The sequence below is a fragment of the Pseudorhodoferax aquiterrae genome (genome assembly GCF_014652235.1).
Lineage (GTDB): Bacteria > Pseudomonadota > Gammaproteobacteria > Burkholderiales > Burkholderiaceae_C > Pseudorhodoferax > Pseudorhodoferax aquiterrae.
The window spans coordinates 1-24959 of record NZ_BMYK01000026.1 but is presented as its reverse complement, the minus strand read 5'-3'; the positions used below and the strand labels follow the sequence as shown (position 1 = coordinate 24959).

Annotated in this window: 18 protein-coding genes and 1 pseudogene; 12 read left to right on the top strand and 7 right to left on the bottom strand. The window is 62.8% G+C overall.

From position 1 onward, the window contains the following. Positions 1 to 2106: a site-2 protease family protein gene (locus IE209_RS27050; RefSeq protein WP_189689986.1), complete on the top strand. Its 2106-nt coding sequence runs from the start codon at positions 1 to 3 to the stop codon at positions 2104 to 2106. Positions 2107 to 2212: 106 nt separating this feature from the next. Here the strand turns inward: IE209_RS27050 and IE209_RS27045 are convergent, their stop codons facing one another. The 3 genes from IE209_RS27045 to IE209_RS27035 all read right to left on the bottom strand — a co-directional run bounded on the left by IE209_RS27045 (position 2213) and on the right by IE209_RS27035 (position 5749). Next, positions 2213 to 3277, bottom strand: coding sequence for a TAXI family TRAP transporter solute-binding subunit (locus IE209_RS27045; RefSeq protein ID WP_189689985.1), 1065 nt, complete (start codon positions 3275 to 3277; stop codon positions 2213 to 2215). A 1080-nt stretch (positions 3278 to 4357) separates the two neighbouring features. Continuing rightward, positions 4358 to 5053, bottom strand: coding sequence for a DUF421 domain-containing protein (locus IE209_RS27040; protein WP_229883068.1), 696 nt, complete (start codon positions 5051 to 5053; stop codon positions 4358 to 4360). 345 nt (positions 5054 to 5398) lie between these two features. Then, positions 5399 to 5749: a response regulator gene (locus tag IE209_RS27035; RefSeq protein ID WP_189689984.1), complete on the bottom strand. Its 351-nt coding sequence runs from the start codon at positions 5747 to 5749 to the stop codon at positions 5399 to 5401. 321 nt (positions 5750 to 6070) lie between these two features. Between IE209_RS27035 and IE209_RS27030 the strand changes: the two genes are divergently transcribed. Together IE209_RS27030 and IE209_RS27025 are read left to right on the top strand one after the other, a co-directional pair. Further along, the gene (locus tag IE209_RS27030; RefSeq protein WP_229883067.1) at positions 6071 to 8665 is read left to right on the top strand and encodes a PAS domain-containing protein; all 2595 of its coding nucleotides are present in this window, start codon (positions 6071 to 6073) and stop codon (positions 8663 to 8665) included. A 240-nt stretch (positions 8666 to 8905) separates the two neighbouring features. Continuing rightward, on the top strand, positions 8906 to 9496 hold the full coding sequence (locus IE209_RS27025; protein WP_189689983.1) for a hypothetical protein: 591 nt from the start codon (positions 8906 to 8908) through the stop codon (positions 9494 to 9496). 440 nt (positions 9497 to 9936) lie between these two features. Here IE209_RS27025 and IE209_RS27020 read toward each other — a convergent pair whose 3' ends face one another. The 3 genes from IE209_RS27020 to ligD all read right to left on the bottom strand — a co-directional run bounded on the left by IE209_RS27020 (position 9937) and on the right by ligD (position 15559). Continuing rightward, positions 9937 to 10383, bottom strand: coding sequence for a hypothetical protein (locus IE209_RS27020; protein ID WP_189689982.1), 447 nt, complete (start codon positions 10381 to 10383; stop codon positions 9937 to 9939). Between the two features lie 153 nt (positions 10384 to 10536). Beyond that, positions 10537 to 11319, bottom strand: coding sequence for a THxN family PEP-CTERM protein (locus IE209_RS27015; protein ID WP_189689981.1), 783 nt, complete (start codon positions 11317 to 11319; stop codon positions 10537 to 10539). Between the two features lie 847 nt (positions 11320 to 12166). Further along, positions 12167 to 15559 carry a DNA ligase D gene (gene ligD / locus IE209_RS27010; protein ID WP_189689980.1) on the bottom strand — a complete coding sequence of 1131 codons (3393 nt, stop codon included), beginning with the start codon at positions 15557 to 15559 and terminating at the stop codon, positions 12167 to 12169. Positions 15560 to 15863: 304 nt separating this feature from the next. Here ligD and IE209_RS27005 point away from each other — a divergent pair, with 304 nt between their 5' ends. From IE209_RS27005 to IE209_RS26990, 4 genes are all read left to right on the top strand, one after another. Further along, complete coding sequence (locus IE209_RS27005; RefSeq protein WP_189689979.1) at positions 15864 to 16046, top strand: DUF3606 domain-containing protein; 183 nt, start codon at positions 15864 to 15866, stop codon at positions 16044 to 16046. Between the two features lie 264 nt (positions 16047 to 16310). Further along, positions 16311 to 17894: a sensor domain-containing diguanylate cyclase gene (locus tag IE209_RS27000; RefSeq protein ID WP_189689978.1), complete on the top strand. Its 1584-nt coding sequence runs from the start codon at positions 16311 to 16313 to the stop codon at positions 17892 to 17894. 136 nt (positions 17895 to 18030) lie between these two features. Beyond that, entirely contained in the window at positions 18031 to 18990 is a 960-nt protein-coding gene (locus IE209_RS26995; RefSeq protein ID WP_189689977.1) for an MASE4 domain-containing protein, read from the top strand. Then, on the top strand, positions 18927 to 20009 hold the full coding sequence (locus IE209_RS26990) for an ATP-binding protein (RefSeq protein WP_189689976.1): 1083 nt from the start codon (positions 18927 to 18929) through the stop codon (positions 20007 to 20009). Before IE209_RS26995 ends, IE209_RS26990 begins: the two co-directional genes overlap by 64 nt. A 696-nt stretch (positions 20010 to 20705) precedes the next feature. Here the strand turns inward: IE209_RS26990 and IE209_RS26985 are convergent. Beyond that, on the bottom strand, positions 20706 to 21800 hold the full coding sequence (locus IE209_RS26985) for a sensor histidine kinase (protein ID WP_189689975.1): 1095 nt from the start codon (positions 21798 to 21800) through the stop codon (positions 20706 to 20708). 56 nt (positions 21801 to 21856) lie between these two features. On the opposite strand from IE209_RS26985, the gene IE209_RS26980 reads away from it, so the two are divergent. From IE209_RS26980 to IE209_RS34505, 5 genes and pseudogenes are all read left to right on the top strand, one after another. Continuing rightward, the gene (locus IE209_RS26980; protein WP_189689974.1) at positions 21857 to 22231 is read left to right on the top strand and encodes a response regulator; all 375 of its coding nucleotides are present in this window, start codon (positions 21857 to 21859) and stop codon (positions 22229 to 22231) included. A 270-nt stretch (positions 22232 to 22501) separates the two neighbouring features. Continuing rightward, positions 22502 to 22819, top strand: a complete 318-nt coding sequence (locus IE209_RS26975; RefSeq protein ID WP_229883066.1) for a hypothetical protein — start codon at positions 22502 to 22504, stop codon at positions 22817 to 22819. A 571-nt stretch (positions 22820 to 23390) separates the two neighbouring features. Beyond that, positions 23391 to 23738 carry an IS66-like element accessory protein TnpA gene (gene tnpA / locus IE209_RS26970; RefSeq protein WP_189689972.1) on the top strand — a complete coding sequence of 116 codons (348 nt, stop codon included), beginning with the start codon at positions 23391 to 23393 and terminating at the stop codon, positions 23736 to 23738. Beyond that, positions 23692 to 24063, top strand: coding sequence for an IS66 family insertion sequence element accessory protein TnpB (gene tnpB, locus IE209_RS26965; protein WP_308433225.1), 372 nt, complete (start codon positions 23692 to 23694; stop codon positions 24061 to 24063). Before tnpA ends, tnpB begins: the two co-directional genes overlap by 47 nt. A 120-nt stretch (positions 24064 to 24183) precedes the next feature. Beyond that, positions 24184 to 24907: pseudogene (locus tag IE209_RS34505) on the top strand (IS66 family transposase); the annotation flags it as partial. Between the last annotated feature and the right edge of the window lie 52 nt (positions 24908 to 24959).

The window sequence follows — 24959 nt, the reverse complement described above, 5'->3', positions numbered from 1 at the left end:
ATGGCGTTGCCGCCTCTGCGCGAAGAATTGGTTCTTCATCCCGGCCCTGCCCTGCCCGATGGCCAGCCGAGCTGGACGCTCCACGACCCCGTTCGTCAGCTGTTCTTCCGACTCGACTGGCCAACCTTCGAGATCTTGAAGCGCTGGTCACAAGCCAACGTGGAGGCGATTGCCGCTGACGTTTGCGCGAACACCACGTTGGACATGCAAACGCAAGACGTCGAGCGAGTGATCGAGTTCTTGGCCGGACACCAGCTGACGCGACCCGAGCCAGGTCGCGCGGACGAATGGGCCGAAAGGTGGGCCCGCCAGCGCTCGTCGCTGTGGAAATGGCTGCTGCATCATTACTTGTTCTTCCGGATCCCACTTTGGAGACCTGATGCGTGGCTCCATCGCTGGCTGCCCGCCGCCCGGTTGTTCGGGACCTCATCGTTCCGCTGGTTGACGGTGGCGGCGTTGCTGGTGGGCGTCGGTCAAGCCGCCCGGCAATGGGACGTGTTCCAGGCGTCCCTGGTGGACGCGTTCAGCTGGCAGGGCCTGGCCGCGTACGGCTTGGCGCTTTTCGTCACGAAGTTCCTCCACGAACTCGGCCATGCTTTCACTGCAAAGCACTACGGGTGCCGCGTGCCGACGATGGGGGTGGCCTTCCTCGTGATGTGGCCAGTGGCCTACACCGACACCAACGAGACCTGGAAGCTCACGGACGCACGTCGCCGGTTGCGTGTGGCGTGCGCAGGCATCGTGACGGAACTGCACATCGCGGCATGGGCCACGCTGGCGTGGGCGTTTCTGCCTGACGGTGCCTGGCGTTCGGCAGCCTTCGTGCTGGCCACGACCAGCTGGCTAGTGACGCTGGCCATCAACGCCAGCCCGTTCATGCGCTTCGACGGGTACTTCATCCTCTCCGATGCGCTGGACATGCCGAACCTGCACGAGCGCAGCTTTGCACTGGCTCGGTGGCATTTGCGAGAACGCCTCTTCGATCTTCGAGAACCGGTCCCCGAGTTCCTTTCTTCTGCGCGCACGCGTGCCATGATCGGATTCGCATGGGCGACCTGGGTTTATCGCTGCGTGCTCTTTCTCGGCATTGCGCTGCTGGTCTACCAGTTCTTCTTGAAGGTTCTCGGCATCTTGTTGTTCGCGGTCGAGATCGGCTGGTTCATCATGGCGCCGTTGCGACAGGAGTGGGTGGCATGGCGAGCGCGTTGGCCACGCATCCGTGCGTCGTCAAGGACGCGCTGGACGGTAGCGCTCCTTTTCACGGCTGTGCTGCTCACCCTCTTGCCTTGGCCGACGCGCTCCACGGCGACGGCCTTGTTGCGGCCGGCGGAAATTTGGCCGGTTTACGCGCCCGGACATGCCCGTCTTGAAGCGTTACCTTTCTGGGACGGCCAGCCGGTTGCCCTAGGGGCGGAGTTGATGAGCCTGCACTCGTACGAGCTGACGCAGCGAAGAGCCGCTTTGTCGGCCCGCTTACAAGGGCTTCAATGGCAGGCCGCCACGGCCGGATTCGACGCCGAAACGCGCAAACAGCTGCTCGTCAGCGAAGACATTGTCTCGGCCACGCGCGCGGAATTGGCCAACGTCGAAGCAGAGCTTCAGACTTATCGCCCGACCGCGCCGTTCGCGGGCCACTTGCGGGACGTCGATCCCGACCTGCGCCCAGGCCAGTGGGTCGCGCGTCGCGAGCGGATCGGACTTCTCGTTCGCGACGACGGTCGGTGGATCGTGGAGACCTGGGTGGACGAGGACATGGTGCGAACGATCGCCGTTGGCGATGCGGCCGTGTTCATTGCCCCTGCCGCGCCCTTGCGTGGGCTTGCGTTGGAGGTCGCCTCGATCGACCGCGACACCGCCCGCAGTCTGCCTCGCCCGGAGGTGGCGGCCCAGAGCGGGGGGCATCTCTTGACGCGTGAGAAAGGCAACCAATTGGTGCCAGAACACGGTGCGTATCACGTCGTGCTGACGTTGCAGGATCCCTTGCCGGAGATGCTGAGCGGCCAGTCGTGGAGAGGCCAGTTGTCCATCTCGGGCCGCTGGGAGCCACCTGCCGCAAGGTACGCCCGACAGATCCTCGCCGTCCTGGTGCGCGAACTCGGCTTTTGACGCTCACGTGCCTTTGTTCGCGACGCGGTTGGCCGTGCGATCCCAAGGATGCCGGCCTGAATCCGGAGCTACGTTCGTGGGGCCGAACGGTCCAACGGCGCCCCGCTCAGACTGGAGTGCACAGCCCGAGGACCTGCTCCTGTTGTGAGCAGTTCTTCGAAGGCTTCATCTTCACAGGCAACGCCTGCTGAGTCTTGCCAGCGATGCAGGATCGGATCTCTCGCGTCGTCGGAGGGTAGTAGAACCACCCGCGGCCCAAGTCGGGAAGAGCCATTTGGACTTCGCGCCACTTCGGATGCCCCTTCTCCTGAAGCGTCGAGAAGTTTTGGCACAGAGAACGCGTCATGTTGCGCAGGTGGGTTTCCGTGTCTTTGAACTGGAAGTCATAGGTCACAAGAAAAGCTTTCACCGCAAGGCCCGGAATGTCTGACGCAAGCAGGTTGGGGTAATTCTTGGAGAGCACGTCGGCAGCAAAATAGGTTTTGAGAACCGATGCACTGGTCGCGTGATTGGGATCGAACTTGAGCAGCTTGATCAGTTTCCGCGATTCAGGCTTCATGTCCACGAGCAACTTCGCCGGCTGTCCTGCGACGACTGCCACCACGTCCATGCTTTTGTCGGTCACAAGCTTGATCAGCGCGTCCTCGTTGGAAAGGTACGTGGTGTTCGACGGAGGCATCGGCTCACCAAACATCAAACGATAAAGCGTCGCCGAGGTCAGCGCCGTTCCACTGCCTGATTCGCCCGCCCCGATTTTCGCGTTCTTGATTTCGTGGATGTAGTTCAACTCCGAGTCGGCTCGAACGATGAAGTAAATCTCCTCGTTGTAAAGCGGCATGATCACGCGCAGCGGCCGAATCATGTCCTTGGCTTCAACGTTGCCTCCAGCAGCGATGTCGAGGAACGCTTGATACACGTCCGATTGCACCAAGGCGAGTTTCACGCCCGCGTCGTAACGCAACCGCCGTACGTTTGCCGCCGAACCCGCGGAGGGCAAAACCTCGAACTTCAAATCCGCAGATGGCGCCACAAACTGCGCAAGATCCTGCCCGATCTTGATGTACGTTCCCCTTTCGGAAGCCGTCACGATCTTGTACTCGGCCCCGGCGAATGAAGCGACGTGAAGGAGAAACGTCGCCATGGTCAGCGCACGCAGGAGGAGTTTGTTCATTTTTGTGAGGATCTCTTTGAAACGAGTGCTATGGACTGGAGAGCCCTAGCGCCGCAACGGCAGAGGGGCACGTTTCCGTGTTTGCCGGGATTCGCGCGGGACCTGATGGGGCATTGATTTTTTGCGGGGCGGACAATCCCAGTGCGGTGTCATTCGCTGAGGTCGAGGAAGGCCTTCCATCGTCTTGGTGTCCGCCGCTTAGGCGAGGTGAGTCCACCACCTTGAGGTTCGACGGGGCGCCAGTGGACGACCCAACCAACGCCGATGTCGCTTCAAGGCCGCTCGAGTTGGACACGATCCCGGCTGACGGTGGTTGGCCCCTCGCCGGATCGATCTTCGCGGGGTTTCCAGCGAACAGAAAAGCCGAAGCGGCGGTCAGCAGCAGGAGCAAAGCCCCTGCCATTGCAACGCGGGGCCTTGGTCGAACTGTCGCGGCAACGGGCCCCTTCTGCGGCGAGGCGATCTGATCGTCACGATTGAGATCATGATGCGAGGAATTCTCACCAACCAAAGATTTAGCAATGGACTCCGCGATTCTCGAATTTTTCGCAGCTCCGTCGATCATCTGCTGGCCGAAATTGGACGGCCTGAACTGGAAATCACCTGTCTGAGTCAACGCTTCCGAGAAATCTCCACCGCATTTGTGGCAATTCGAAGCGGTCCTGAGGTCAATCCCTTCGCAGCGATAGCAAGGACGCAGATTTAACTGCTCGTCACACTTGTTGTAATAACCTACATCAGCCGGATTGAGTTGGTGGCAGAAGAGGCATTGAAGACTTGAAGTCCGCGCATCTAGGGAAAGGCCGACCTTCGCGGTCGGCAAATTAGAGTTGTTGTTTTGATCGCTCGATCACCATTATGTTGGTTGCGCGCGTAGCGTTAGGGATGGTTCCCCTTAGAGACCGCGCGAATCAGGTGCAGTTGCAGGTGCCGAGATGGGTAGAGTGCGAAGTTGCGCGGGATTTTTTTCGATTGCCACTTCGCTCCGTCTGCCGCACACTGAACGAGCCCAGTGCCGCAACGCTGGGTAAAACGAGCTTTGCACCCGCCGTCTGGCGGGTGTTTTTTCCGCTTGCGAGATCACTGCACGCGGGGACGCGTCAGCGCTCTTGTCCACCTGTCATGGTCACAACGCAAGCATTTGGCGGCCCTGCCGGCGCTGAGGTCGCTTGAGAAGCCGCAACGGACGCAGCAATACAGACCTTGCGTCGGCGGTTCTTGGACCACCTCCCGGTGTTCGGGCGGCAGCACCGACAACCCCGCTCGCACTTGCTCGGGCTCGAAGAAGTACAGGCTCACGTCTCCATCGGTCTCCAGGATGGCAAGCCTGACTTGGCCGAGATGCTCCACGCCGCGCTGTCGAAGCTCCATGAACAGCTCGGACGAGGACATGTTGAGGCCTTCCAACGATTCCAGCTTGTACAGCCCGTCTTCGATGACCGTGACCGGCCTGCCATCCATCCAGCTTTCGAACCGCTTGCTCCGGGCCATGGCCATGGTCGTCAGTCGGTACACCGCGAGCAGCGTCAGGAACACCATCGCGACCGGGAAGATCGGCACGTCTTCGTAGAAGGACACGTCTCCCGCTGCCGAGCCCAGAGTCAGGATGACCACCAGTTCGAACAGCGAAAGTTGGCGGATGCCACGCCGACCGCTCAGTTTGAGGAACAGGAAGACGGCGCAGTAAGCGAAGAGGGTTCGAAACGCCACTTCACCCAAAAAGGCTAAAGGCAGGTCCTTGAGGAACATGCGCCCGGGGTCGAAGGTTGTCAGCATGGGTGTTGGTATCTTGTTGAGGCAATAAGCCCGGCCGGTCGGCAGGCCGCCGATCTTCTCTGGACTTGCGACAACGGCACCACAAAGAGGTAGCTGTTCCTCATTTCTGGGATGAGGTCCAGGGTGTCGAATCAGAGGTCTTCTCCCTGCTCGCACAAGTCGCTGAGCACAGGCCGGTCGGGTGCGGAGTTTCTTCGATTGCAAGATGCAAAGAGGTGGAGGACACTGCGAGGGCCCGGCCGCCACGCCGGGTCAACGCAACGTTCGCACCCGCCAAACGGCGGGTGCTTTTTTCCGATTGGCGTTGCGGTGGATCGGTGTTGGACATGCGTCGAGCGGTTCTTCTTACCGCAGGATCGCAAGCTGGTCGAACAGCAGATCCAGTTCCACCGACTTGTCGAAAACGGCATCCACGTTCAAGGCTGCGCATCGCGATCGCATGTCGGGAGTAGCGTAGTTGGTGGTCACGAAGACAGGCCTCGCCTTGTCCCGTCCCTGAAGCGCGCGGGCAACGCTTAACCCCGAGCCAGAGGCCACGAAAAGATCCACCAGCGCGACGTCCCAGTCCAATTCGGCGAGCATCTTGATCGCATGGCTCTCGGTCGCGGCCCAGCCCACGATCTCGGCACCGAACAACTCTTTCAACGTCTCGATGAGATTGATCGTGGCACTGTCTTCCACCACAAACACGCGCATCGCCACCTCGTCGTTTGGAGCGTTCCCGGAACAGGGTCACAGGTTGGTCTGAAACGCAGCCGCCGTCGGTAGGCAAAACGCTCCTCAGCGGTTCAGGACGACTCGTACGCGCAGCAACAGCGCGCGAGTCGGCGGCTGAAGGCGCATCCACGAGGAGATCCACCGAAGGCGCTAGTCGCCATAGGAATTGTGTCGAGGAGGCAGCGTTGCAAGGGCACCACGCACCGCGCGCCGAGTGAGGTAGGCTCCTCCCTGCGTCGCATGGCTTTCAGCCTGGTCCTCGCCCCCGGGGACTGACGGCAGTTACGACAGGAGACTTCCGTGGCCGAGTCGCCAAACCCTTCGGACTTCGATCTCGACCCGCGACTGGTGGGGCTTGATGACGGAACGGACCCGTTCGTGGCGGCCGTCCGCGCGACGCGGATGCCCATGGTGATCACGGATCCGCGACAGACGGACAACCCGATCGTCTTCGTCAACGCAGCCTTCTGCACGATGACGGGTTACGAGCGATCGGAGATCGTCGGCCGCAACTGCCGCTTTCTGCAGGGGCCGCAGACGGATCCGAGCGCGGTGCGCAAGATCCGCGAGGCCGTTGAGGCACGAACAACCATCCAGCTCGAGCTGTGCAACTACCGCAAGGACGGAAAGACCTTCTGGAACCGTTTGCTGTTGGGGCCGGTGCGAGCCAAGGACGGCGGGGTCGCCTACTTCTTTGGTAGCCAGATGGACGTGACAGCGGATCGCGAACGGCTTTCCGGACTGGAGCAAACCAACTCGGTGCTGGCGTCGCAGGTCGTGGCGCGCGAGCGGGAAATCGAGATCAACGAGGCCAGACTCTTGGCTGCTGCGGACGCAGGGGATCTCGGCATTTGGCAGCTGGACCTGGACAAGCTTGAACTGCGCGCATCCAAACACTGCAAAACGAATTTCGGCCGCGATCCGAATCTGCCGTTCACGTACGCCCAGTTGTTGGAAGCTGTCCACGCCGACGACCGTTCGCGGATGCAAACGGCCGTGCAACGCACCGTTGCAACCGGAGAGGTCTACCGGATCGACTACCGTGTGCTCCGCCCCGACGATCAGCAGGGCTGGGTCCGCATCCAGGGGCGTCTGGAAAGGGATGCGGACGGCAGGCCTGCGTTTCTTGCAGGGATCTCTCAGGACATCACTCCCGAAGTCCTCGGTCGCCGGCGCACGGAGCTGCTGGACTACCTGGATCGGGAGGTCTACGGTGTGCTCGACGACGCCAGCGAAGTCGCGTATCGCGCGGCCGAAGCGCTTGGCCGCGCGCTTGATGTGAGCCGGGCGGGCTACGGGACGGTGGACACCCAGGCCGAGACCATAGCGATTGCCCGTGATTGGAACGCGCCAGGCATCCAGACGCTGGCCGGCGTGCTGCGTTTCCGCGACTACGGCTCCTACATCGAGGACCTCAAGCGCGGCGACACCGTGGTGTTCGCGGACGCCTTCTTGGACCCCCGCACCCGTGACAACGCCGATGCGCTCGTTGCCATCAGCGCGCAGGCCGTGGTCAACATGCCGGTCAGCGAAGCAGGGGGAATTGTCGCCCTGCTCTATTTGAACCACGCCACAGCGAGGAATTGGACGCCGCACGAACTTGCCCTCGTGCGTGAGGTGGCCCTGCGCACTCGACAAGCGGTTCAGCGCCGACGCGCCGAACAGGACCTGCAAAACCTTGCCGACTCCCTGGAGCGCCAGGTACGGGAGCGAACGCAGGAGCTTATGCGATCTGAAGCTGCGTTGCGCCAATCGCAAAAGATGGAGGCGGTCGGGCAACTGACCGGTGGTCTGGCGCACGACTTCAACAATTTGCTAGGCGCCATCTCGGGCAGCTTCGAGATGCTGCAGCGGCGCCTCAAAGGCGACGCGGCGCTCGCGCGATACGTGGATATGGGCCAGGCGGCCACCAAGCGAGCGGCGGCGTTGACCCATCGGCTTCTCGCCTTCTCCAGACAGCAAACGCTTGAGCCGAGGGTGCTCCAAGTCGACAGCCTCATCGAAGGGTTCGAGGACCTTGTGCGACGAACCATCGGTCCACAAGTGGCGTTGGAGGTGGCTCCGGCAAACGGACTTTGGCAGGTGCTTGCCGATCCTGGTCAATTGGAGAGCGCGCTGCTCAACCTGTGCATCAACGCGCGGGACGCGATGCCCAACGGCGGGCGGCTGACCATCGAGACCGCGAACCGAACGATCGGTGAAGAGGGCGCCCTCGCTCTTCAGCTCACCCCGGGACAGTACGTGAGCATCTGCGTCACGGACAACGGGACTGGCATGCCGGAGGACGTGGTCGAGCACGCCTTTGAGCCCTTCTTCACGACCAAACCGATCGGTGCAGGTACCGGCTTGGGCCTGTCCATGGTTTACGGCTTTGCTCGCCAGTCGGGTGGGCAAGCGCGCATCCATTCGAAGTTGGGCGCAGGAACGACGGTGTGCATGTACCTTCCTCGCCACGAAGGAGAGCCGACAGGGCCCGGCGAAAGTATCGCGCCAACCAAGGCGCCGCCCGACGCAGGGCCGGGCGCGACGATCCTTGTCGTCGACGATGAGCATGCGGTCCGCACGCTCATGGCCGAAGTGCTCCGTGAAATGGGCCACAGCGTGCTGGAAGCGGCAGACGGTCCCGACGCCGTACGGCAGTTGCAGGCGGACCTCCGCATCTCGTTCTTGGTCACCGACGTCGGTCTGCCTGGCGGCATGAACGGACGCCAGGTCGCGGAAGCCGCTCGCACGATGCAGCCCGCCATCAAGGTGTTGTTCGTCACCGGATACGCCGACCACTCTGCACTGAGCCACACGCACCTTCTCAACGGGATGCACGTTTTGACGAAACCTTTCGATCTGAACGCGTTTTGTCAGCGGGTCCAGGACATGATCGAGGCCACCGGGCCGTGAGCCAGCGCTTCAGGTTCCGAGCAAGCAGCGCCTGCGATGGCACGGACGGTCGTCGAACGCGTCACGATCGCGCCATGATCCCGAAGGCCGAACATCGAACAATGCGGGCATGCGAATTAGCTCGCAGCCCTGCAAAAGTGCTTCATGCGCCCCCCGAAGGCCCTCCTCCACCATCGCTTCTTTCGCATGCTTCACGGCGAAACCCTCGCCGCACGCTCGAGCGGACATTTAAGGGCGCGAGTGACCATCGCGCTCGGATGCGTCGTCTCCGCCGCCATGGCGCCGCGATGCAGGAAAGGGTGGTCCGAATCGGCGCAGCCTGCGCGCCGCCCGTCGTCCGCGCACGAAAAGGCGGCCGATCGTGCCAGCACGACGCGGCTGGTGTGCTCGTCAACGTTGGCATTGCTATCGGTCGTGGGTGTCCGCGAAAGCGAAGCCGCGCCCTTCATCCACCGCACGATCCCGCCGCAGCCGACCCAGGTCACTAAGGATGAGCAGCCCTGCAGCAATCGCTCCCGCCGAGCTGATCAAGATCTCGGTCAGCTGGTGACTCGAACGCTCACGGTCAACGCGTCGGCGTTGCGCCGCGCAGCTTCTAAGATCGATGCCAACATGTTGCCACCGCTGCGCCACGACTTCGAGGTGTGCCAGCTTCGCATGGCCCGCAAAGTTATGCCGCCTGAAGTTCTCATCGTTCTTGAGCAGTGCCGAGAGACGCTCAGACTCCTGGAGGGCCCAGCGGCACTGGACAGTCTCGCTGCCGACCTCGTCAAGCACTTGCTTCAGCTGCTAGAAGGTCGAAGGTTGACGTTGCCTTTCCTGAAGCGTTAGCTGGAAACGCTCGCAGAGGTGCCGCAGCTCGCCTCAATCATCGGCGCCATGCATCGGTTTACTGGCCGCCTCTGCGCTGAACTTGAACCTCGCTCGGTCCAGCCGCCCCAGCGACTGACCCGGGCGCCCTGACCGAAGCGCCTTCCTGAGGCGGCTCCGCTCCTGCTCCACTGCGTACAGCAGCAAAAAATTGGCGCCCGGGTTTCGCTCCGGGCGAGCGGGAAAGGCCTGGTTTCCGGCAGCCCACACTACCTAGTGGACAGGGGACGATGACGCCCGCCGCAACGGTAGCAAAGCCATGTGACAGGAGGAGCATTCCCCTCTCTTACGGGGGCCATGAGCGGGCGTCGCATCCGGGAGTAGTTCAGCATGGGATTTGCATCGCCAGCTTGCCAACGCGGCAGGCGCACCCGCTCGCTCCGGAAAACGCGTTCAGCAAACTAGGCGGTCACGCGCCTTTTCTCGTAGGCCTCGATGACGGCCGAAGCTATGGTTTCCCACTGCTGCTTCTGCTCGTTGCTCATGTGCTGCCAGCGAGGGCTCCAGCCGCCCGCTTTTGCTACAGCATCGTGGGCCACGCGACCGAACGTTTTGTCGATCGCCACGGGACTCTCGTCCGCCTTTTTCTCTTCGGGCATGACGGCCCAACCGCCGTCAGGACTCGATTTTGAACGGCGTGTGTATCCGATGCGACCTGCGGCCCGCATCGCTTGCAGCCGCCGCTCTACGATGCGTCGATACAAAAGGCCGCTTCTTGTCGCCGAGACGATTTTGAGCGCTTCCCTCTTCACAGCGCCCTCTTTCAAATCGCCCATCTCGCGGTGACCGTTTGCAATGGCCTCGAGGATGGCCACGTCCAAAGCGCTGTAATCGACCAGGTTGTCCATCGACAGAATTTACCGCGACACCGAAGTTGCGGAACATTCCGGTGCGTCCTGCGCTGAACCGTTCAAGGCACGCCGATCGCGGTGCGCGACCGCGCCCTGCAGCCGGCCCCCGACGACCGTGGGTCGCACCGAGGGCTGGCGTCTGGCTACGGACTAGTTGCGTCGGCGCGATGCGGCAAGGCCGAGCAGTCCCAGGCCCAGAAGCGCCACGGAGGCTGGTTCGGGAACGTCGATGGCCTTGCTGGTGATCATCAGGTTGAAATTCACGGTGGTGCTCATGAACTCTTGCGTCGTGAAGCCCAGGCACCCAGCGTCGGCACCGGCCGCTGCGCAAACGGCTGGATCCAGGGCGGTCAACGTCGGAGCAGCGAAGAAACTGACGAAATATTCGAAGCCGTCGTAGGTGAACGATTCGTTGAGGGAGCCGGCAAGAACGAAGATGTCATCGCAGGCGACTGCGCTCTGAACCACGCAAGTGCCCGCCACGTTGGGCGTTTCAGCGAAATTGATCGTGTACGTCGCGCCCACGGAGGAATACGGCAGACCGGAGTTGGTCGGACGCAGCTGCAGCTGGGCTGCGATCTCGGCCACTTTCAAGGAAACGCTGTTGCGGCCGAGGTTGCCGTTGTTCACGTGGGTGTAGCTGTTCGCCAGCGCGGCATCGCCATCGGTGATGAGAACGCCGCCACTGGGTGAATTGGAAATGATCAGCCCACTGCGGTTGACCCCGACGGTGCCGCCAGCGACTCCCCAATTGATTTCGTCAGACGAGGCCACGCCGTTGCTCGAAGCGCGACCGCTCGTGAACTGCGTTTCGGCCGCCAAGAACGAGCTGTTGACCATGTAGTCCCACTGGGCGATGGGCGCGGCAGACACGGCGCTGACGCAAAACGCAGCCAGAGCTGCCGCACCCGATTTCAAAATCACAGATTTCATCTTTCTCATCCTAGACCCCGCACGCGAAGTACGTACGTACAGTTACTTCCGCAGCTTTTGGGCCAAAGCACGTTTCTTGTGATTTATCAAGCCCTTGCGATCATCATTTCAGATGAAATGCCAATTTTTGCCAAGCCACTCGACGTAGGACAACCCGCCGTCCCTCACGGCGCCGTCAGTGCCTACCCTCGGCCTTAAGGCATCTCCGTGTGGCGGCGCCCAAGCATCGCTCGCGGTCAGCACAGTCGCCATCTCACAACGGCGCGGGGCTGGTACGCGACGAAGGGCCACCGAGCGCCATGAGGCGCCTCACTTCCTTCGCATTGATGGCTGTGGCCTGTTGCTCGCGCACGAAGTCCAAGAAGCAATCCGACGCCAGCGGTCTGCTGAAAAGATAACCCTGAATTTCCCCACACCCGTGATTGCCATGGCGGCACAATAATTCTGGTAGTTCTTGACTGAATAGTTTTGGTAGGTGGTCCGTGATAGCAGTGTTTAGCGTGGTATTTGGAGCCAGCTCCGCCCGAAGCACGTGCTCTCTGCTGCGGATATGGCCAACCGGAGCTACTGCACCTTAAGCACCAAAACACGATCTTTGACGGCGAGCACTTTTCGGCGGTGCTCGGTCTCGATGCGATTTATCAGCGGCGATCGCCCGCCCCAGCCTGGTCCTTTCGATTGGCTTGTCAGCGACTGCTCCGACTAGTCTCATGCGATTTAGGCCGCTCGACTGGTCGATGGACCAAGGCTCCGTCCATCGCAGCGAAGCACGTTGCAAAGAAACATCAACGCGGGACGGCCGCGGCATCTCTCGTGGGACTCGTCGATCGCGAATGCCCGACAGAAGCTACCGCGCCAACGTTTTCATCGCCGCGGTCAAAGTCTGTCTCGTCTTCCAGTAGGCCGACCAGGGATCATGCTTCTGAAAGCTCAGGTATTCCCGCGCGTTTGTGATCGTCCACTGCGCGCCGCTCTTGAGTTCACCGAGCTGCTCCCATGCGACGGGCATCGACACCCCAAGCCCCGGCCGCGACCTCGCCGAGAACGCCGCTGCCGTCGTCGCGCCGTGGCCGTTGCGCAGGTAGTCCACGAACAGTTTGCCCACGCGGTTCTTCGGTCCGCTCTTGGCCACGAAGCGCGTTGGGATGGTCCGCGCCAGGTGCTGCACCACGGCCTGTGAGAAGCTTTTGACGGTGTCGTAGTCCAGCCGCGGCGCCAACGGCACGACCACGTGCAGGCCCTTGCCGCCTGAAGTTTTCAGCCAGCTCTCCAGCCCAAGCTGCTCGAGCATAGCGCGCACGAGCGTGGCCGCCTCCTGGACGTGCTGCCAAGGCGTGCCCTCGCCCGGGTCCAAGTCGAAGACGATGCGGTCGGGTTTGTCGATGTTCTTCGCGGCCGAGTTCCAGGTGTGGAACTCCAGGACGTTCATCTGGGCGCACGCGACCAGCGCCTTGGCATCCGGGATCTCGAGCAGCTCCGCATGCCCTGGCCACAGGTGCGCCGGAAGATTACGAACGTGCGGGATCGACAGCTTGTCGTCGTGCTTCTGGAAGAAGAGCTCGCCCGTGATTCCCGTCGGCCCGCGCACGAGGGACACCGGCCGGCCCTTCAGATGCGGCAGCATCCACTCGGCCACGCTCTCGTAGTAGCGCACGACATCGACCTTGCGCAGCCCGGTGGTCGGATCGATGACGCGCTCCGGGTTCGAGACCTTGATGGCGGTCTTGGCCGCTGGCTTTGCCGCCGCGGGCGCCCTGCCGGCCGCCGTCGGCCGCTCGCGCACGATGTTGGTTGGCGGCTTGTCGGTGCGCACGCCGCGGAACACAGGGTGGCGGATGCGGCCATCCGGCGTCCACTCCGAGAACGCCACCTCGACCACCATCTTCGGCTGCACCCAGTGTTCGTCGCCTGCCCTGCGCTTGGACCAGCGTCCCGGCTTGGCCTCTTCGGTGTCGACGGTGGCTTCCTTGACCTGCAGCTTGGCCAGCGTCACCTTCAGGTCGCGGCCTTTGGCGGACCCCCATCCCGTTCCCACCGACCCGGCGAAGTGGAGCTGGCCGGCTTCGTGGTAGCCGAGCAGCAGGCTGCCCACTTCGCCTGGCGCGTTCGAACGGTCGGTGTAGCCGACCACCACGAACTCCTGACGGTTCTGGCACTTGAGCTTCAGCCAAGTCTCCGTCCGGCCGGCCACGTAGGGTGCGTCGGCGCGCTTGACCATGACGCCCTCCATGCCCATCTGACAGGCGGCTTCCAGGAGCTGGCCTGGTACCACGTCGAACGACTGGCTGAAGTGCAGCGCCTCGCTGTCCACGGCCTTGAACAGCTCCTGCAGCACCGCACGCCGGCTCGCCAGCGGCACCTCGCGCACGTCTTTCCCGCCGAGGAACAGGATGTCGAACACGAACATCTCGACGTCCTTGGTCCGCGCGTTGTCGATCGCGTTCTGGAGCAGGTTGAAGTCCGGCAGCCCGGCATCGTTCATCACGACGATCTCGCCATCGAGCCAGGCGCTGTCCAAGCCCAGCGCGGCCACGGCCTCGGCCACGGGCTGCAGCTTGGCGGTCCAGTCGTGTCCGTTGCGGGTGAAGAGCTGCACGCGATCGCCGTCCACGCGCACGAGCATGCGGTACCCATCGAACTTGCTCTCCACGACCCAGTCGCCAGGGGGCACCGACGACACCAGCGTGGCGAGCTGCGGCTGGACTTTCGCAGGCAGCGCCGCCCGCTTGCCGCGCTGCAGGTGCTCTTCGGCCTGGGCAGCCGACGGGCGCTTGGCGGTTGGCCGTTCGCGCGGCTCGCGCTCTTCGATAGGGCCCAGTGGTTTCTCGACCACGCTGTCCGGCAGCGCGGAGATCACGTCGTACTCGGTGCTAGGCCGCACCCAGGCGTCGCCGCGCTTCTTGAAGAAGATCCACTGCTCCTGCTTCTTCGCCCCGGGCTTGGAGATCCGCACCAGCTCCCACAGCCCTGCCAGCTTCTCGCCGTGCAGCTTGAAGATGAGCTTGCCCTTGGTCATGCCCTCCGCGGGGTCTTCGACAGGCTCCCAGGTGCCGCGGTCCCAGACGATGACGGTGCCGCCGCCGTACTCGCCTTTCGGAATGTCCCCCTCGAAAGTGTTGTAGTCGACTGGATGGTCTTCGACGTGGATGGCCATCTGCTTGATCGCAGGGTCGTAGGAAGGCCCCTTGGGCACGGCCCAGGACACCATCACGCCTCCCAGCTCCAGGCGCAGGTCGTAGTGCAGCCGCGATGCCCAATGCTTCTGGATGACGAAGGCCAGCGCCTTGGACTTCTTCCCTCTCCTTTGGACCGCCTTTCCACTGGGCTCGGCGGTCTTCGTGAAATCGCGCTTGGCTTTGTAGCGACCGAGCGGTGCGGCATCGGGCTCGGCCGCCTCGGTGCCTCCCGGCTTCTGGGACGGACGGGGCGCCGCCGACTTCTTGGCAGCACGGCGCGCCGGCGCTTTGGTGAGATTCGGCTCCAGCTCTGCCCAGACGGGGGCGTGGTCGCTGGCCCCTTCCCGGCCGCGTTCCTCTCGGTCCACCCCTGCATCGATGACCTTCAGTCGCTCCCCCACCAGGATGTGGTCGATGCGCAGCCCGGCGTTGCGCTCCCAGCGCTTGCGGCGGTAGTCCCAGAAGGTGAATTGCTTGCCGCCCGGATGCACGCTCTCCAGCGCATCGGTCCAACCCTGCGACAGGATGGCTGCGAACGCTTCCCGGGGCTCTGGCTGCAGCAGCGCATCGTCTCGCCAAGTGTCGGACTTGTAGATGTCCCGGTCCGTGGGCACCACGTTCCAGTCGCCAAGCAGGACCACCGGTTGACCCGAGTTCCACAGCTCCTGCGCACGCAGCCGCATGCGCTCGAACCAGCGCATCTTGTAGTCGAACTTGGGCCCCGGCTGCGGGTTACCGTTGGGCAGGTAGAGGCAGGCACACAACACCCCGTTGATGGCGGCTTCGATGTAGCGGGCCTCTTTGTCCTTGGGATCGCCTGGAAGCGACGTCACCACGGGCAACGGCTCATGCCCACGGGCCAACAGCGCCACGCCGTTCCAGGTGCGCTGTCCCACCACCAAGGAGCGATAGCCGATTGCCTCCAACTGCTCTGTTGGGAAGTCTGCCGTCGGCGCCTTGAGCTCCTGCAATGCCACCACGTCAGGCCGCGTGCGCTCCAGCCAATCGCGCAGGAGGTCCAGGCGCTTCACGACGTTGTTGACGTTCCAGGTGGCGACGCGCATGTCGAAAAAGGTTCTGGTCAAGGCCGTTCGGGGCGCGAAAGGGTTGGAGCGCGGAGCGATTTGAGGCCGTTCCATGGGTTGGTGGCAACAGCCATCATCCATTCACCCCTTCTTGGCTGCAGCTTGAAGCATCAGCAACCGGTCGGATGTAGGAGGTGCCTTCAACCTCTCGTCGGTCGGGCCTTGTTAGTTGCACCGTAAGCCGCATCTGGCTGACGGTTTCGGCCACGTCTGTCGGGCGCGCAAGCAATCGCATGGCATGTTCTCTGCGGTGGCACCGAACGCCGCTAAATAGGAGCACAACATGGCAGACGACAAAAGCAAGACCGGCGGGCAAGACCGCCAACGCATCAACGTGCACGAGGACTATGAACTTCGCGGTTGGGCCAAGAAGTTCAACGTCACGCCCGAACGCTTGAAGGAGGCCGTCCAGGCGGTGGGCACCCAGGCCGACGATGTCGAGCGCCATCTGGCCGACAAAAAGTGACGCTGTCGCGGCTCCCAGAACCGCCAGCCGCATTGTTTCGAATGCGGGCTAGAAGGAATGCTCGTTCTCCGGATCTTGGTATGCGCCGGAGCAGCGACATCCACCTGCGCCATTGTTGGCCCGCTGTTGGACCGGGATAACGTTGACTTCGAAGGTTGGAGGAACCGGGGCGTGACGACCACGCTGGGGTCCGTAGCCTCCATGCTGGCAAACCCTGTGTAAGGAGCGGAGTTGAGCAGTCCGCCTGGTAACCAACCTCCTCGGATGAATGAGGAGCTGCTGGAACCGACCACGGGATTCAGCGAGTTTGCGGAGCCAAGAGATCCGCCGGAAAGCCCACGCCCGCGAACGTTCATTGCGCGCTGGCTGATCGGATTCGTTGGTCTTGCTCTTCTGGCAACGAACGTCTGGCTGGTGGTTACCACACGCAAGCACGAGATCGCCCAGACCCATCTGGTGAACACCAATTTGGCTCGCGCCATGTCGGATCGCGTCGAGGTCTCGATCGCTCAGGTGGAGCACATCCTGGATAGCCTTGTGCACGCACTGGAACGTGATGAAATAACCAACGACCTACTGTTGGACCTTCAGCCCGTCCTGGTGAACCACGTGGCCCGAACGGACCAGTTGCAAGGGCTCTTCCTCTACAACGCGGGGGGTGCCTTGATAGCGACGTCGGAGCCACTCTGGGATGAAGGCTCCAACAACTCGGACCGACCGTACTTCCTCCACCACCGCAGCAATTCAAGCGGATCCGCGCTGGTCGGTGCGCCCATCATCAGCCGGTCGTCGGGAAAATGGGTCGTACCGATCTCTCGCCGGATCAACGACGCGGATGGCGGCTTTGAAGGCGTGGTGCTTGCCACGTTGAGCCTGGAGCATCTGCGGCTGGTGCTCGAACGGTTCGACGTCGGCGAAGGCGCAGTGACGCTGTCCATCGCGGGACACTACGCCGCCAGGCATCCGCTGATCGCTTCCGACATTGGCAAGCCAGCCGACGCAGTGGAACTGGTTCTCGGGAAAACCAGCGCTGGCTTTGGCGACGCACCCTCCCCGATCGACGGCGTGCCTCGGTTCTACAGCTTTGAACGTGGCAGAACTTACCCGGTCCTGGTCATCGCCTCCTCGTCGCATGACGAGGTGCTTTCCGCCTGGCGCGTGTCTTCTTGGCTGCAGACGCTGTGGGTGCTTCTGCTTTGCGCGGCGCTGCTCGGGGGATTGCGAGTCATCCGACGTGCATTGCGACAGAGACTTCGCGCAGAGAAGGAGCTCCGTGAGGCCCACGGCGCCCTTGCCCTTGCCAACGCCCGCCTTCAAAAGCTCGCGCAGCTCGACGGTCTCACCGGCCTGCCGAACCGCGGGTACTTTGATCGGCGGCTGGAGCGATCCTTTAAACAAGCGCAGCGTGATGGGACGGCACTTGCGGTGATCATGGTCGACGTGGACTTCTTCAAGCAGTTCAACGACACCTACGGTCACGTCAAGGGCGACAGCTGTCTCGTTCGCGTGGCCGCCGCCTTGCGCACCGTGGTTCGCCGCCCCGAGGACTTGGTGGCCCGCTACGGGGGAGAAGAGATGGTCATCCTCTTGCGCGGAACGGACCTCGAGGGTGCGGGAGCAGTCGCTGAAGCGTGCCGCGGCGCCGTCAAGGACCTGGCCATCGCGCACGCGGGCTCGACGATGGGCATCGTGACCGTCAGCCTTGGCGTGGCTGCGCTCGTTCCGGGGCCGCAAAGCACGTCAACCGCGTTGGTCTCGGCAGCAGACAAAGCTCTCTACCGCGCGAAGCAGCAAGGCCGAAACCAAGTGGCGAGATCGTTCTCCTCAGATCCGAAATTGGGGGCCTGATCGCAAGGCAGGTCATGATCGGCGCCCCTCATTTCGATCTTGCGTTCGGCATTCACTTTGCGAAACCGAACAACGGGACAGGTGTTTTTGGACGTCACGTTACAGCGACAATCTTCTCCGTTCCCATGGAGAGCGGATGCAAGTTCAGGACGTCGTCGATGAAATCGCGAGCGCCAAGCAGCAGCGAAAGGTCTTCTTCTCAGCAGCGTTGGTCCTTATCTCGACCGCGGCAGTACTTCCCTTCGCGGCTGTGCCGCTGCGTCCTCTGCCTCACGTCAGTGGGATCTACGCTGCGGCCACTGCGATGATCAATCTGGCAACGTTCTGGCTGCTGACCAGTGCGCCAAGGCAACCCCTATCGCACGCGGTCATCGCTGCCGCCTACCTCTTTTCCGGCCTCATGGCCGTATTGCACCTCCTGACCTTTCCCGGCGCCTTGATTCCGGACCAACCAGTGATGGGTTCAGAGCACGCGGTGAGCGCATTGTTCATCGTCTGGCGAGCTGGCTTCGCGGTCTTTATCGTGTGGGCCGCCTTGTGCGAGGTCGGCAGTGACAGGGGTATCGCCCGACAGGCCCGCTTCCCGACGGTCGTGGCGCTGGCTGCTGCCCTGTTTGGCGCCATCGGCTCGCAGTTCACGGACGTGGCTGCGACCGACGACCACAGCGGGCAGCAGTTTTTTGGTTTGTTCAGTTTGTACGGCTCCTATGTGGCTGCGTTGCTCGCCGCCGGGGCAGTCGCGCTGATCCTGCTGCGAGGATTGCATCAGCGCGCCATCTTCGTATGGCTTATCGTAGTGCTTGCTGCCGAGGCAGCAGGCGTCTGGTTGAGCACCTTCGGCGGAGCCCGCTACACCTTGGCTTGGTACGCTGTGCGCGTCGAGGGCATCATCGCTTCAGCGTGGTGCTGCTCCTTCTTGCACAGCACTTCCGGATGGTGCAGCGTCGCCTGGCAGATGCCGTCGACAACCTGCAACGCAGGACCGAGGAGCTGCAAGCGGCCATCCATCGACGCGAGCGTGCAGAAACCAAGTTGGCTCAAGCCGAAAAGCTGCGTCTGGTGGGCCAACTCGGCGCTGGCCTCGCGCACGATCTGAACAACATCCTGCAGGTCGTGACCGGACGGCTGACGATTTTGCGTCGGCGGATCGGCGAAGCCGGCGAGGCGGACATTCAGGTCGTCCGCCGAAGCGTGAAGAAGGCGGAAGCTTTGACGCGTCAGTTGTCCCTCCTGTCGACCCAGCGGACGCTGACCCTGCGGAGCATCGTGCCGGGCGATGAGTTGGCCAGGATCGCGGACACGACCAAGCACCTGCTTGGCGCGCAGCACACGCTCGTTCTCGACATCGGGAGTGATCTTCCGGCCCTCAGGGTGGACCCGTTGGAACTGGAGATCGCCGTGACGAACCTGGTGACGAATGCCAGGGATGCGTTGGTTCAGGGCGGTGTCATCGAATTGTCCGCTCAGGCGCGGTTGAGCCCAAACGGCGATACCAGCCTGGCCGTGACGGTTCGCGATTCAGGAATCGGCATCGGTCAGGAGTTGCAGGAGCGCATTTTCGAACCGTTCTTTACGACCAAGCCGCAGGGCAAAGGCACAGGGCTTGGACTGGCCCAGGTGGCTGCTTTCGTCGAGTCGGCGAAAGGGGCCGTCGAGGTGATCAGCGCCGTCGGTGACGGAACGCGGGTGACGCTCGTGCTGCCAGGGAACGAATCTGGTCAAAGGAAAACGGAGAGGGGATCCGAACCCAGCGCAGCTCCAGACATGACCGGAACGTCGATTCTGCTCGTCGACGACAACGACGACGTGCGCGACGCGGCCGACCAACTGCTGTCAACGTATGGCTTCGTCGTCAGGGCGGTGCGCAGCGGGGAGGAGGCGCTCAAGACCTTGAGAGCCGGATTCAACCCCGATTTCGTGGTGTCCGACATCGTCATGGATGGCATGCATGGCGTCGAACTGGTGCGCACGATCCGGCGATCGCACCCGCACGTCAGGTCGGTACTGGTCAGTGGGCACAGCGACATTGCTCAAGCTGCGATCAAAGAAGGCTTTGTCGTTATCGCCAAGCCGTACGACATCTCCTCGCTGCTGCCGGTCCTCATGGAGCGCTGACGCAGCCCAGGCACTGTGGGCACAGGAATTGGGCGAACCACGCAGAGTCGCCGCAAGAATGCCTACCTGACCGGACGATCCCTGCGGCGCGGCATCAAAGGCAGAAGCCACCACCGCTGTACTTGCTTGGCTGCACGGCCGCTCAGCTCGGCCGCGTGAACCCTCGTAGGCATCCACCACGGCCGAGGCGATCAATTCCCACTCCAGTTTTTGCTCGGCGCTGAGGTGGAGCCACCGCCGGCTCAGCCCCCGGGTCCTGGCCGCAACGCCGTAGGCGATCCGACCGAGCGTCTTGGCTGGCGCGGAAGTCGCTGCATCCTGCGCCGTCGGTTTCAAGGCCATGACCCAGCCCCCTTCAGGGTTCAGCCGGGACGGGCGGGTGAAGCTGATGCGACCTGCAGTCCTGAGCGTCTGGAGCCGGCGCTGCACGACACGCCAGTATGGAGTGCCATTGTTCAGATGCTTCACGATCTTCTGCGCCTCGACCCGGACGGCCCCAGACCTCAGATCGCGCACTTCACGTTGGCCGTTCGCAATCGCAATGAGGATGGCAGCGTCAAGGCTGTCGTAATCGATCGATTTCTTCATACGCAAATTTTCCACGACACAGAAGTAGCGGAACGTCCTGCCATGGCGCACGGAAGGCAGTAGGTGGCCGGCTTTGTCACCGCGCGCAGTCGACCCACGCGCCCCCATTTACTTTTTGGGCAGCTTCAGCGTGAAAGTCACTTGATGGTGATCGCACCGACCCACGACGTCGCCGCCGTGCGCACGGGCGATCTGCCTGGCGATGAACAGCCCCAGTCCCAGGTTGGTGCGGTCTAGCCCCGGACCGCTTTGCCCGCGGTGAAGAGGCTCGAAGAGTTGTTCCATGCTCTCTGGCGCCAGTTCGCCGGGGTTTTCGACCGACACGGCCACTCCATTGGCGGTGCCCTCGACCCTTACCGTGATGTTTCCCCCAACGTCCCCATGTCGAACAGCGTTAGACACGAGATTTCCGAGCGCCTCCCGCACCCGAGATGCGTCGTACGCACCCTCGGCCGGCCCATGTGCATGGAACGCGATCTTGGCGTCCGGAAACGCGGCAAGCTGTAGTTGGACCTCTTCGCTGCAGGCAGCTGCCAGATCGGTTTGGGCCAAATGCAAAGCCATACCGGCACCTAGGCTGGACCGGCTGTACTCCAGGAGCGAGTCCAGGAGAGTCTTCATCCGGCTGACCTGCCTTCCGAGCATGGCAGTTTGCTGGGCTGGAGCGATGCCTTGCTTGATCATGACATCTGCCGTGAGGCTGATGGCATTGAGCGGGCCGCACAGATCATGACCAAGGACGCCCAGGAAAATCTCGCGCCAACGCTCGCGCTCCTGGGCGTAGAACTGCACGGATTCAGCTACGGCCTGGTCGATCGCCTCGTTGAACCGCGTGATGTCCTCGATGGTGGTCGGCTCCACGGAATGGGACTCTGACCACAGCCGCAGAACGCTCGACCGCATGGCCCTGAACTCGGCCACCAGCTGCTCGATGTCGATTCCGCTTTGTGCCCGCATCAAGCCATGGGTCTGCGCGGAACTCTGACCCGGCTGAACCGGCGCGTTGCCATGCGACTTGTCGATGGACTCCGTACGGGTCTGCGGCGTTCGCAAGTCGGCCGAAATGGCTTCTAAGACGTTAGGCAGATGGTTGCGCAGCGCCTTGTCGTCACAGTTCTGCAAGGCGGGAATCGTTTTTGCGAAAGCAACGACCTCTTCCAGGATTTGGTCCCTGGCCGTTTCCAAAAAAGTTGCTAGCCGCATGATCCATCCTCTCCTGGCGCACGTATTACCTGTAGAACGTACCGGGCCGGCCCGCCATGTCCAAGCCCATCATCCTGATCGTAGACGACGAGCATGACTCTGCCGACCTGCTGGGGATGCTGCTCGAAATGCATTTCCCAGACGCGGGGTTCTTCGTGGCGTACGGAGGGCGAGAAGCTCTCGACCATGCCACCAGCCAACGCCCCGTCGCCGCGGTGCTGGATCTGGAGATGCCCGGCATGAACGGCGAGTCTTTGGCCCACGCCTTGCGTCAGAAGTTCGTCGACCGTCCCCCCTTGCTGATCGCGTTGTCTGGCAACGTTCTCCTCCTTTCGCAGATTCGGGCCAATGGTGCGTTCGACCACCACCTGAGCAAGCCGGCTGACACAGACGCGCTCGTGCACCTGCTGCGAGAGCAGCTAGCGAGCTGACGTTGCAGTTGCTTGCAACCTCCAGCTTGCCCCTGAAGACGGCGTTGGCGCAAGATGCGTTGCGGCGACGCGCGCAGACTGCCGCGGCGAGCGCACGACCGCAAACGCCCACCTAGCATGAGCACTCCTCCCTTCACTTTGCCGCAGGCAGCCGGAAGCAAGCACGATCAGCGCAGCGAGTCGTCTGACCGCTATGCATCTGCGGCTCAGTCAGAGGCACTGGTACGGGCGAGCGCGAAGTTTCGTCGGACCCGGCTAGACGCCGCAGACATGGTCACCTCGAACGAAGCAGCCGCGCTCATTGGAACAACCAGCGTCACGATCAACGCCTGGATCAAAGCGGGGCGCTGCGTTGGGGTTTCAGACCTCCGAAATGGCTTCAAGCTGCCAAGCTGGCAGTTCGAGCCGGGCATCTGGCCGGTACTGCAACCTTTGGCCAAATGCCTCGGCACTGCTGACGGCTGGCAGTTGCTTTCCTTCTTGGAAATGCCTTCTGGAGCCCTCGATGGACTGACTCCACGCATGGCGTTGGAGCAAGGAGTTCCTGTTGAGCGCATCTTGGCCCTGGCAACAGCCGCGGCTCATTGAACGATTGCCCGGAAGATCAGGGGGCCAGATGCTGCCCTACCACATCAGGATGTGTTCCGCCATGCAGGCCATGGACCATGCCGATGGAATGGTTTCGCCAGCGACCTCGCCAGATCCGATGATTTGAGCGACGCGTGGAGAAAAAGTCGTCGATCCGCCCGTGGTTGCTAACCTTCCTTAGGAGTCCGTTGGCGTTGCAAGGGGGCATCCTTGGTGGTCGTGCGCGCCATGGACTCCTCAACGTAACGTATACAGTTGAAAAGCAGGCTCAAGACGTCCTAACGGGCATGCTTTGACCAGCTCGAGACCGACAAGCTCTCGCCCGCGCGTGTAAGCGCCTCGTGGCAAGAGACGTTCAAGAGCTTCGCCACTTCCGCGACGGACAGCCCTTGCGCGTGTACGCATCGCGCCCAGCATCTCGCGGCTGCGGTCAGAAAACCCTCGCGAGCAGTTCGGGGCCGCATTTTGAACGATGCTGTTGCTGCGTAGCTCCGTATGCGTCCGGCCAAGTCATCCTGAACTGAACCGAAGCGGCGGCAAGGATCGTGTCCACGTAACTTAGGTGGACGCGATGACAAGCGAGAAGACACAGGCCCGGCGGCGCTACAGCGCTGCGACGAAGACCCAGGTAGTAGCGGAATGCGATGAGCCCGGCGCGTCGGTGGCCAAGGTGGCAATGGCGCACGGCATCAACGCCAACGTCGTGCACCGCTGGCGGCAATTGGCCCGCGAAGACCAAGTGAGACCCGCCAACGCTGGCGAGTTCATCGCACTGCCGCTGATGGCGTCACCCGAGGCCGCTGCCGCGTCGGCAGACATCCGCGTCGAACTGCGCCGCGGCCCGGTCACGATGATGATCACATGGCCGGCCAGTGCCGCAACGGACTTCGCGGCCTGGACGCGCGAGCTGCTGCGGTGATCCGCGTGGAGGCGTGTGGCTGGCCTGCGAGCCGCTGGACATGCGCGCTGGCACCGAGTCGGCGCTGGCCCGCGTGGTCAAGGTCTTCGGCGAGGCGCGTCCCCACCATGCCTACCTGTTTTCCAACCGACGGGCCAACCGCATGAAGGTGCTGGTACACGACGGCATCGGGGTGTGGTTGGCAGCGCGGCGGCTGAACAGCGGCCGCTTCGTCCGGCCCAGCGATGGCAGCACGCTGTCGCTGACCCACTCGCAGCTGAAGGCCTTGGTGCTCGGACTGCCCTGGCAGCGTATCGGCGAGGCCGGCGTGATCAAGGTGGTGTGAGCCCGTCCATTGCGGACTGTGCCGATGGTGGCCGGCTGAGCCTGCTGGCACCATCACCGCGTGATGGACAGCAGCAGCGCCAACGCCCTTGATGCAGCCCTTGATCCGGCGTTCTCGGGCATGAGCTTCGCCGAGGTGTGCGCCTTGGCCAGCCGGCTGCAGAACGAGGTACGGCACGCCCAGGCGCTGAACGCCAAGATGGCCCATGAGATGGCCGTGCTCAAGCGGCTGAAGTTTGCCGCCAGCGCCGAACGCTTCAGTCTCGAGCAGAGGAGCCTGCTGCAAGAGGCCATCGACGAGGACCTGCAAGCCCTGGAGCGCGAGGTAGACAAGCTGCAGTCGCCAGCCGGCGAGAAGCAGACCCCCGAAGCGCCAGGCGCTGCCGGCCCACCTGCCACGCCACGACATCCACCACGAACCCGACGACACCACCTGCACCACACCGGGCTGCGGCTGCCAGATGAAGCGCATCGGCCAAGACATGGCCGAGAAGCTGGACTATGAGCCTGGACGCTTCAGCGTGCAGCGCCATGTGCGCGGCAAGTGGGCCTGTACCCGGTGCCAGACGCTGGTCCAGGCACAAGTGCCAGCCTGTGTGATCGACAAGGGCATCGCCACCGCCGGCCTGATGGCGCATGTGGCAGTGGCCACGTACATCGACCACCGACCGCTGTACCGCCAAGAGGCCAGCCTGGGCCGCGCAGGCTTCGCAGTGCCGCGCTCCACCCAGGCCGAATGGATCGGCGCCATCGGCGTGGAGCTGGCGCCGTTGGTGCAGGCCATGCGCGAGGACCTGCTCGGGCGCCACGTGCTGCATGCCGACGAGACCCCGGTGGCGATGCTCAAGTGCGCATTCCACTGATCGCGGGCACCCATTCCAGACGATGGCGGGCAGC

Bases quoted from the DNA above. Each gene is read 5' to 3' on its own strand.
- IE209_RS26985 (WP_189689975.1), bottom strand. From the start codon at position 21,800: ATGCGGCTAGCAACTTTTTTGGAAACGGCCAGGGACCAAATCCTGGAA.
- IE209_RS26975 (WP_229883066.1), top strand. From the start codon at position 22,502: ATGGTCACCTCGAACGAAGCAGCCGCGCTCATTGGAACAACCAGCGTC.
- IE209_RS26995 (WP_189689977.1), top strand. From the start codon at position 18,031: ATGCAAGTTCAGGACGTCGTCGATGAAATCGCGAGCGCCAAGCAGCAG.
- IE209_RS27000 (WP_189689978.1), top strand. From the start codon at position 16,311: ATGAATGAGGAGCTGCTGGAACCGACCACGGGATTCAGCGAGTTTGCG.
- ligD (WP_189689980.1), bottom strand. From the start codon at position 15,559: ATGCGCGTCGCCACCTGGAACGTCAACAACGTCGTGAAGCGCCTGGAC.
- IE209_RS27045 (WP_189689985.1), bottom strand. From the start codon at position 3,277: ATGAACAAACTCCTCCTGCGTGCGCTGACCATGGCGACGTTTCTCCTT.
- IE209_RS27015 (WP_189689981.1), bottom strand. From the start codon at position 11,319: ATGAAATCTGTGATTTTGAAATCGGGTGCGGCAGCTCTGGCTGCGTTT.
- IE209_RS27040 (WP_229883068.1), bottom strand. From the start codon at position 5,053: ATGCTGACAACCTTCGACCCCGGGCGCATGTTCCTCAAGGACCTGCCT.
- IE209_RS26980 (WP_189689974.1), top strand. From the start codon at position 21,857: ATGTCCAAGCCCATCATCCTGATCGTAGACGACGAGCATGACTCTGCC.
- tnpA (WP_189689972.1), top strand. From the start codon at position 23,391: ATGACAAGCGAGAAGACACAGGCCCGGCGGCGCTACAGCGCTGCGACG.
- IE209_RS27035 (WP_189689984.1), bottom strand. From the start codon at position 5,749: ATGCGCGTGTTTGTGGTGGAAGACAGTGCCACGATCAATCTCATCGAG.
- IE209_RS27050 (WP_189689986.1), top strand. From the start codon at position 1: ATGGCGTTGCCGCCTCTGCGCGAAGAATTGGTTCTTCATCCCGGCCCT.
- IE209_RS27020 (WP_189689982.1), bottom strand. From the start codon at position 10,383: ATGGACAACCTGGTCGATTACAGCGCTTTGGACGTGGCCATCCTCGAG.
- IE209_RS27005 (WP_189689979.1), top strand. From the start codon at position 15,864: ATGGCAGACGACAAAAGCAAGACCGGCGGGCAAGACCGCCAACGCATC.